Origin of the sequence: Aliamphritea spongicola (genome assembly GCF_017051665.1) — a bacterium.
GTDB lineage: Bacteria > Pseudomonadota > Gammaproteobacteria > Pseudomonadales > Balneatricaceae > Amphritea > Amphritea spongicola.
In genome coordinates this window covers 251,379-260,348 of the sequence record NZ_JAFIDL010000006.1, presented here as the reverse complement: position 1 = coordinate 260,348, position 8,970 = coordinate 251,379, and the positions used below count along the sequence as shown (strand labels likewise).

Annotated in this window: 9 protein-coding genes; all 9 read right to left on the bottom strand. The window is 48.6% G+C overall.

What is annotated here, in order from left to right:
- Positions 1–465: 465 nt before the first annotated feature.
- A complete protein-coding gene (gene der, locus JYB63_RS17595) occupies positions 466–1,881 on the bottom strand; it encodes a ribosome biogenesis GTPase Der (protein WP_205659213.1) in 1,416 nt (471 codons plus the stop codon).
- A gap of 151 nt (positions 1,882–2,032) precedes the next feature.
- Entirely contained in the window at positions 2,033–3,178 is a 1,146-nt protein-coding gene (gene bamB / locus JYB63_RS17590; protein ID WP_205659212.1) for an outer membrane protein assembly factor BamB, read from the bottom strand.
- A 2-nt stretch (positions 3,179–3,180) separates the two neighbouring features.
- Positions 3,181–3,834 (bottom strand): YfgM family protein, encoded by a 654-nt coding sequence (locus JYB63_RS17585; RefSeq protein ID WP_336510903.1) that lies wholly within the window; start codon positions 3,832–3,834, stop codon positions 3,181–3,183.
- Positions 3,835–3,872: 38 nt separating this feature from the next.
- Positions 3,873–5,111, bottom strand: a complete 1,239-nt coding sequence (hisS, locus tag JYB63_RS17580) for a histidine--tRNA ligase (RefSeq protein ID WP_243432052.1) — start codon at positions 5,109–5,111, stop codon at positions 3,873–3,875.
- Positions 5,112–5,161: 50 nt separating this feature from the next.
- On the bottom strand, positions 5,162–6,250 hold the full coding sequence (locus tag JYB63_RS17575) for a RodZ domain-containing protein (protein ID WP_205659210.1): 1,089 nt from the start codon (positions 6,248–6,250) through the stop codon (positions 5,162–5,164).
- A complete protein-coding gene (pilW, locus tag JYB63_RS17570; protein ID WP_205659209.1) occupies positions 6,247–7,008 on the bottom strand; it encodes a type IV pilus biogenesis/stability protein PilW in 762 nt (253 codons plus the stop codon). Before pilW ends, JYB63_RS17575 begins: the two co-directional genes overlap by 4 nt.
- A 20-nt stretch (positions 7,009–7,028) precedes the next feature.
- The gene (gene rlmN, locus JYB63_RS17565; protein WP_205659208.1) at positions 7,029–8,168 is read right to left on the bottom strand and encodes a dual-specificity RNA methyltransferase RlmN; all 1,140 of its coding nucleotides are present in this window, start codon (positions 8,166–8,168) and stop codon (positions 7,029–7,031) included.
- A gap of 58 nt (positions 8,169–8,226) precedes the next feature.
- Complete coding sequence (ndk, locus tag JYB63_RS17560; protein WP_205659207.1) at positions 8,227–8,634, bottom strand: nucleoside-diphosphate kinase; 408 nt, start codon at positions 8,632–8,634, stop codon at positions 8,227–8,229.
- Positions 8,635–8,765: 131 nt separating this feature from the next.
- A complete protein-coding gene (gene iscX, locus JYB63_RS17555) occupies positions 8,766–8,966 on the bottom strand; it encodes a Fe-S cluster assembly protein IscX (protein WP_205659206.1) in 201 nt (66 codons plus the stop codon).
- Between the last annotated feature and the right edge of the window lie 4 nt (positions 8,967–8,970).

The following is an 8,970-nucleotide window of genomic DNA, read 5'->3' as shown; positions in this document are numbered from 1 at the left end:
ACCGGCGTAACCGTCGTTGCTGTCGTCTCAAGCGAGGTGCGTATTCTACTCAACACCCGGTGGAAGTCAACGGTTATTTTCAGAAGATTTTGATTAATTCCGAAGAAGTTATCAAAACCGGAAAAGTAACCTTTTGTTCCGGTCGAATCAGTTAGCTCACACATCAAAACAAGTTGTTTTTCAGCGGGTTATTCTGACTCTCATTAAGTGCATTTTGCTGCGTTGTCGCGGCCCTGTGTCTCAATGTGGGGGCGTATTATAGGCACGCTGACCGAAGAGTCAACAGGCTTTTTCAGTTTCTTCATATTATTGTCATTTCCCTGAAACAGCCTTATGAGCTGACCGGACAGCATCAATATATGTAGTACATAAAAACCAATTTTGCTAACTCGCTTAGTAATGAGGTGGATACAAAATTCAGATACAAAAACGCCGTCTTAATGAGACGGCGTTCTTTTATGCTAACTAGCGTTTCTTAGACTTTTTCTTTTGCTTGGCTAAATGCTGTTTATAACGCAGTTTTTTCATCTGCTGACGTTTGGTCAGCTCGTTCTTCTTATCTTTAAACGGGTTATCGCTGCTTCGGAATTCAAAACGTAGCGGCGTACCCTTAATACCTAAAACTTTTGTGAACTTGTTTTCCAGGTAGCGCTTGTAGGAGTTAGGCAGTTCTGCAGTCTGATTACCATGAATAACAATAACTGGCGGATTAGAACCACCCTGGTGCGCATATCGCAACTTAATACGGTGACCGCGGACCATTGGCGGCTGATGATCTGCAACAATGTCTTCCAGTAAGCGGGTCAGCTTATTGGTTGCCCACTTCATCATGGCAAAGTCATAGGCTTCATCAATTGAGGTGTACAGCTCACCAACGCCGCTGCCATGCAACGCTGAAATAAAGTGCATGCGGGCAAACGACACGAAATCAAGACGACGGCGTAACTGGTCACGCACGGCTTCTTTTTCTTCACCGCTCATGCCATCCCACTTATTCAGCGCAATCACCAGCGAACGGCCAGCGTCAAGCACATAACCAAGCATATGCAGGTCTTGCTCTGACACACCTTCCTGCGCATCAATTACCAACACAACAACGTTGGCATCTTTAATGGCCTGCAGGGTTTTGATGATGGAGAACTTTTCTACCGCTTCACGAACATTTTTACGCCGGCGAACACCCGCGGTATCAATAAGGGTGTAAGGCTCTTCATTTCGTTCGTAAGGTATATAAATGCTGTCACGGGTTGTACCGGCCTGGTCAAATACGACGACACGGTCTTCACCAAGCAGACGGTTAACCAGTGTAGACTTACCCACATTCGGACGGCCGATGATGGCAATCTTCTTACTGCGCTGAAGCTCTTCTTCCTCTTCAGTCAGTTCCTCAACAGGAATTTCTTCTAATACATGTTCGATCAGTTGAGTTACACCACGGCCATGGGAAGCTGCAATCGGCAACGGCTCAGACAGACCCAAACCATAGAAATCGCTCATAGCGATATCCGGGTCAATACCATCGGTTTTATTTACGATCAGGTGGGCTTCTTTTTCACAGCGACGCAGGTGATCAGCAATCAGTTCATCTGCAGGGTTAAGCCCGGCCCGGCCATCAACCAGGAAGAGTACGATGTCGGCTTCATCAATGGCTAACAGGGACTGCTCTGCCATTTTATAATCAATGCCCTGTTCATCACCCGAGATACCACCGGTATCTACAACGATGTAATCACGCTCGCCCAGCCGTCCTTCGCCGTATTTACGGTCCCGGGTCAGACCAGAATAATCGGCAACCAGTGCATCACGGGATCGGGTCAACCGGTTAAACAGGGTCGATTTACCAACATTTGGCCGGCCTACTAAGGCGATTACAGGAAGCATATTCTGATCAGACTCTTAAAAAATTAAGGTATTGCTGAATTGAGATTTTAATTCCGGATCTGGTTTGTGATCCAACCATTTTCTCAGCAATAAAAAACAAAATGGCGATCCGCTGCATAGCAACGGACCGCCATTATATAGAATTTAAAACTTATTGCAGTTTTATAGCAGCCAGACGACCGGCATTTGTAAGCACGTACAAAGTATCATCAACCACTTTCATATCGCTGCGGATACCGGAACCGTCGACCTGATAGCGGGCAACAAAGCGACCGTCAATCTGAGACATGAAGTGCAGATAGCCATCAAAGTCACCGACAACAACAGTATTACCAATTACCGCTGGTGCGGATGTTTCACGGTATTCCAGCGCAGGCTGACGCCAGACACTGGCACTGGTACGCTGATCATATGCCTGAATAAAGCTGTTATCTTCACTGACATAGATATTGCCAAACCCTGCAGCCAGCTGGCGATAGCTTGAAGCATCTTTCGACCACAGTACCTGCGCATCCTGTACGCTGACAGCAACCAGCTTGCCCTGATAGCTAACGACATAAACAACACCGTTTGCCAGAATTGGCTGGCCATCAATATCGATAATCCGCTCCAGTTCTGACTTACCATCTGCCGCCGCGATTAACCGCTCCCACAGCAAGCCACCGTTACGGTTATCCACAGCAACCAGCTTGCCGTTGGCAAATGCAGCCAGTGTTGCATCCAGCGCTACAATCGGCGCACTGGTTCCGCGCAGTGTCAGTGCAGGAATCTGCGTATCATAGGTCCACTTTTGTTCACCGGTATTCACATCAAATGCGACCAGGCTGCCGTTTTGCAGCTGACTTACCAGCAATTGCTCATTCATCTGAGCAGGACTAAGTGCTTCAGCCTGTAACTGCTTACGCCAAATTTCTGAACCGTCTTCATTGTTAAGAACAATCAGCATGCCCTGTTCAGTTGTCACAGCTATCTGATTCGGCCCGACACCAACACCGCCGGCAACCGGCACATCAAGCTCAACCGACCAGACAACATCGCCACTGGCACGGTCCAGCGCATAAACATTGCCTGACACACTGCTGGTATAGATACGCTCAGTGGTAATACCCATGGTCAGCTGATTGAACTTCTCACCCAGACTCCCCACAGAGGTTCGCCAGATAACATCAACGTCTTTTTCAGCTTCAAATTTAACCAGAGGAGCCGGTTCGATCTCTACTTCACTGCTAAACCATCCACAGGCACTCAGGTTTGCAGCCATAAGACCTACAGCCGCCAGGCGAGTCAGATAATTCATTGTTAACCCTCAACGGCCAGATTATCGAGTTTCATAACTAAAATTGGACGTGCTTCATCACCTGCCAGATCCAGTGCCTGCTGATAGCTTTCACGGGCTTTAACCGGCTCGTTATTTTTAAGCTGCAGATCACCTTTCAGCTCCATCAGGCTAACCTGGAAAGCATCCGAACTCACACCGTTCAACAAAGCGATTGCGGCACTGACATCACCTTTTGATGCCAGTACACGGGCTTTACGCATAGTGGTGACCACTGTCATAACCGGGTCTTCAGACTGAGACAACACCCAATCAAACTCTGCGATGGCACCATCCTTATCACCGGCATCCAGTAACAGACGGGCATTCAGCAGTGCACCAAAGCGAGCGTAGGCGGTATCATCAAACTCGGTTTTAAGGTTGCCAGCCAGGTGAGCAGCGGTTGACTTCTGCTCTTCAGTAGCCTGCGGCGCACTTGCTAACGCAACCGCCTGAATCAGGTTCTGATAAAGAGCAGCCGCTGTTTCAGCTTTTACCTGCTGGCTGTTCTGCCAGCCTTTCCATGCAAAGATAATTGCACCGGCCAGAAGCACACCCAGTACCAGTGACTTACCATTTTCCTGCCACCACTTCTTTAACGCTTCAACCTGCTCTTCTTCTGTGCGCAATTCAGCCACAACATACTCCCGTGCTTTTTAAAACTCTAATATCTAATTTATGCCTGCTGTTGCTGCAATAAGGCAGCAATATCCGACTCAGCAACATCGTAGCTCGGCTCGGAGTTATACCACAGGTTTGACACCAGTGAACCTTCTTCATTCTGGCGCACAAGAATTACCCAGGCAGCACCCGTCTGACGGGCTTTATTAGCGATATTTTTCAACCCACTGCAATGCAGCTGGATACGCAGTCCGGGTACGGCATCCCGCAACTTATCGGCTAATACGACCATACGCGGCTGAATACCCTTATGCTCAGCAGCCAGATAAACATCAAATGGCTGACGCAATGCATCAGGCACGACATTAAGCGTTTCCAACAACAGAATCAGACGCTCAACACCCATGGCAAAACCGACACCCGGCGTAGCACGACCTCCCAGTTGCTGTACCAAGCCGTCGTAACGCCCACCGGCACAAACTGTCCCCTGAGCACCCAGCTTATCAGTTACCCATTCGAAAACTGTTTTGCAGTAGTAATCGAGACCGCGTACCAGACGAGGATTAATTTCATATTTAATCCCGGCAGCATCAAGCGACTCACACAGCTCAGCAAAGTGCGATTTGGAATCTTCATCCAGATAATCATTCAGCACAGGCGCTTTATCCAGCAATGCCTGTGTACCGGCATCTTTGCTGTCCAGAATTCGCAATGGATTCGAATCAAGACGACGACGGCTGTCTTCATCCAGCTCATCTTTATGCGCTTCAAGATAGGTAACCAGATCCGCCCGGAATACTGCCCGCGCTTCATTGCTACCCAGCGAATTCAGCTGCAGTGTTACAGCATCAAGAATACCCAGCTGTTTCCACAAACGGGCACTGAGCATGATCACTTCAGCATCAATATCAGCACCGGCCATCCCGAAGGTTTCCACACCAATCTGATGGAACTGACGATAACGGCCTTTTTGTGGCTTTTCATAGCGGAACATCGGACCCTGATACCATAAACGCTGGGTCTGGTTGAACAGCAAGCCATGTTCTTCACCCGCACGCACGCAGCTTGCGGTACCTTCCGGACGCAGCGTCAGGCTTTCGCCGTTGCGGTCCTCGAAGGTGTACATTTCTTTTTCAACAATGTCTGTGACTTCACCGATCGAGCGCTTAAACAAATCTGTCTGCTCAACAACCGGCATACGGATTTCACTATATCCATAGTTTGCCAGTACGTTTTTTACAGTAGATTCAAGGAATTGCCAGACGGGAGTCTGCTCCGGCAGAATATCGTTCATTCCGCGGATGGCTTTGATTTTTGCCAATTTAACTAGTCCTAACAGATAACTTATTCACTTGCGGGCAAATTCAGCTTTGCCACATCTAAACGGGTATAACTACTCAGATCAACCGTCTGCCCATTGAAGGTGATGTTTTTGACAGCAGAAACTTTACCGATCTGAATTTTCAAAGGGCCCGGGCCTGATACATCAAGCCGGCTGCCTGCCGGTTTAATGCGCATTGCCAGCACCTGGCCATTTACATCTTTTACACTGATCCAACAGTCATCAATGAAGTCGATCAGTAACCGGCCAATGCCTGAATCTGACGCATCAGGCTGGCTAGCCTCCTGTACTGGCGCTAGCACAGGTGGTTCAACCTGTGCAGTCTCAAGCTCAATATCAGTTTGCGCAGTAATACTGGTTAGCGGCTCAGCCTCAGCAACCGGCTGTTCAGTGGCCGTTTCAGTCGTCTCTTCGACAGGCTGAGCACTATCAGCAGTAACACCCTGTACAGTTTCCGCAGCCTGTTCCAATACAGCTTCAGCACTCGCCAATACTTCATCAGCTTTTTCTGTTACCGGTACACTGACTGGGTCCACTTCTACAGGGGGAAAACTATCAACTTCAGGCTCCGCTTCAATATTTAACTGCAGAGTTCCGTCCCCCTCAACCACGACTTCCTGGGCAGTCTCTCCTGCGGGCCACAGATCAGATAACAACTCAGGATCGCTTTGAGTCTTCCACCACCAAACGGATACACCGATCAGGGCCAATAAAACAACCCAGGTAAAACTTTTTACTGCAAAGTCACCTGACTTGGCTTGCTCATCAACCTTTCCGATAGCACGGATAGGACGACGGCGCTGCTTACCGCCCGGCGTAGTCAGTTCATCAAAAATCGCCAGATAACGGTCAGCATCCAGACCAAGCAACTTGGTGTAACTCTGGATATATCCGCGAGCAAATACCATGCTCGGCAGCGCGTCGAATTCGGCTGTTTCAAGTGCCTGAATATATCGCATCGACAGACGCAGCTCCTGAGCTACATCCTCCTGAGTACGGCCGCTGGCTTCACGCGCCTGAATCAGCTCATCAACAGGGAATACCAGCTCCTGCAGTTCACCTTCGCCACTTTGCGGTTCTTTTCTGCTCACCGAGATGACTCCTTATACTCACGGTACTCTTGCGAATCTGGGAATAAATTCTTAAGAATCAAACCATAAGTCGCTGCACTAATCGAATTATTTTTGACTCTGGAGATGCGGATGCCTAACCAAAGGCTCCTAGCGTAATGTTCGACCTGACGGTTATCAACTAATTCACCGAAGCGGTCAAAATAGATAATGGCCTCATCCGGCTGATTCTCAGCCAATAACGTATCCGCCAACTCAATTAAAGCGACAGGACGGTTCGGATTCAGATTAAGGCTTCGTTTGAATGCATGCTCGGCAGCCGGAAAACGTTTCAGGTTCTGGTAGCAACGCCCCAGGTTTTCAAAAGCCTGAGCCCGCTGAGCATAGAAAGGGTCCTGTGTTGCTACCGCCAACTCTTTACAGGCTTCTTCATAGCGCTCCTGGCTAAACAGGAAAGCACCGTAGTTATTTCGCAGCACAGCATTGTCAGGGGCGATAGAGACCGCCCGCTTAAAATATTCTTCAGCCAGATTATTTTCACTCTCCAGCTGGAACACCATCGCCAGCCCGTTATACGCCAGCTCAGTATCGGGGTCTATCTGTGTGGCACGGTGGAAAGCCTGCTTGGCGTTAGCATTATCGCCATCGCGCAGATACTGAATACCCAGCTGGGTATAAGCCTCGGCAGCACCGTTATCAATATTACCGTTTGTCTGAGTTGTATTACCCGCGCAAGCTGCGAGCAGTACTGATAACAGAACAACTAAACAGCTTTTCAATCGCGTCTCTCCTGACAAACTTAGTGTTTAACAGCCTGTTGTACCTGTACAGCATCAGCAGGTGTTAACGGAATATACTTTTCACTGCGACGGGTCCGGTCCATAACCTGACCAACTAACTGACCGCATGCCGCATCAACATCATCCCCACGGGTACGGCGCACTGTGGTAACAATGCCTGCCTTCACGACAATCATCTTGAACGCCTGAATAGCATCTTCAGATGGCCGCATATAATCCGAATTAGGGAAAGGATTAAAAGGTATCAAATTCAGCTTACAAGGCAAGCGTTTCAATACTTTAACTAACTCTCGGGCGTGCTGAGGCTGGTCATTGACCCCCTCAATCAGGGTGTACTCTACAGTAATAACCCGTTTATCGTTGAGACTGTCCATATAACGGTTACAAGCCGCAACCAGCTCATCAATCGGGTATTTCTTGTTAATCGGTACCAACACATCACGCAGCTCGTTGTTACCGGCATGCAGTGAGATTGCCAGAGAAACATCTGTCACTTCACGAAGCTTATCCAGAGCAGGTACCACACCTGAAGTACTCAGGGTGACGCGGCGCTTGGATAAACCATAAGCGTTGTCGTCCATCATCAGCTGAATAGCGTCAACAACGTTATCAAAATTCATCAGGGGCTCGCCCATTCCCATAAACACCACGTTTGTCACACGGCGATCACCGGAAGGATCAAAAGGACCAAAAGAGCGAATTGCCACCCGTACCTGACCGATAATTTCGGCGGCACTCATATTGCGATTAAAACCCTGCTTACCTGTGGAGCAAAAGCTGCAGTCAAGTGAGCAGCCGATCTGTGAAGATACACACAGTGTCGCCCGGCCATTCTCCGGAATCAGTACGGCTTCAACACAGGAGCCGCCTTCCAGCTGAATGACCCATTTACGGGTACCGTCTTTAGAAATGTTCTGAACCAGAACTTCAGGCTCACGGATTTCTGCCACAGCGGCAAGTTTTTCCCGTAACGCCTTACTGATGTTAGTCATCTCAGCAAAATCGCTGACACCAAACTGATGAATCCACTTCAATACCTGGGTAGCACGGAACGGCTTTTCACCAATGCTCTGAAAATATTCAGCCAGCTTTTGTGGCGAATGTCCCAGTAAATTAACTTTTTGTGTGGCTTCAGTCATATCTCACCTAACATCATAAAACAGTGGGCCGAAACACAGTGTTCCGGCCCAACAGATATTACTTACCGAAGAAGTAAGCAATTTCACGCTCTGCAGAAGCAGGAGCGTCAGAACCGTGTACAGCATTCGCGTCGATAGACTCAGCGAAATCGCGACGGATAGTACCTTCAGCAGCTTCCTGTGGGTTAGTAGCACCCATCAGCTCGCGGTTCAGAGCGATAGCGTTCTCACCTTCCAGAACCTGAACAACAACAGGACCAGAAGTCATGAAAGCAACCAGATCGCCAAAGAATGGACGCTCTTTGTGCTCTGCGTAGAAACCTTCTGCTTCAGCCTGAGACAGAGATTTCATCTGCATTTCAACCACTTTCAGACCCGCTTCTTCGAAACGAGAAACGATCTTGCCGACAACGTTCTTGGCAACTGCATCGGGCTTAATGATTGAAAAAGTACGTTCGATAGCCATTTGCTATAAATCCTCTTAAATTTTAGGACACAAGGGATATTAGAAAAACGCGCCATTATACGCCATGCGTCTGACAGATAACAGCATCGTCAAAGACGAAAAAGCCCGCTTTTGCGGGCTTTTTACGGTGTTCACTGTCGCTCTTCGATCCAGGCCATCTGAATAGCCTCAAGAATCTTTTCTCCGCAACGGTCAGGGTCGTCGTCAAAGCCCTCCAGCGCCATCACAGATTCATACAAATCCGGGAAGCTGACGGTCAGCGGATCCGTATCCGGATATTGCTCATCAAGCTCGATGGCAATATCGTGCACATCTATCCATTTAAAAGACATAATT

Bases quoted from the DNA above. Each gene is read 5' to 3' on its own strand.
- der (WP_205659213.1), bottom strand. From the start codon at position 1,881: ATGCTTCCTGTAATCGCCTTAGTAGGCCGGCCAAATGTTGGTAAATCG.
- bamB (WP_205659212.1), bottom strand. From the start codon at position 3,178: ATGAATTATCTGACTCGCCTGGCGGCTGTAGGTCTTATGGCTGCAAAC.
- hisS (WP_243432052.1), bottom strand. From the start codon at position 5,111: ATGAACGATATTCTGCCGGAGCAGACTCCCGTCTGGCAATTCCTTGAA.
- rlmN (WP_205659208.1), bottom strand. From the start codon at position 8,168: ATGACTGAAGCCACACAAAAAGTTAATTTACTGGGACATTCGCCACAA.
- ndk (WP_205659207.1), bottom strand. From the start codon at position 8,634: ATGGCTATCGAACGTACTTTTTCAATCATTAAGCCCGATGCAGTTGCC.
- iscX (WP_205659206.1), bottom strand. From the start codon at position 8,966: ATGTCTTTTAAATGGATAGATGTGCACGATATTGCCATCGAGCTTGAT.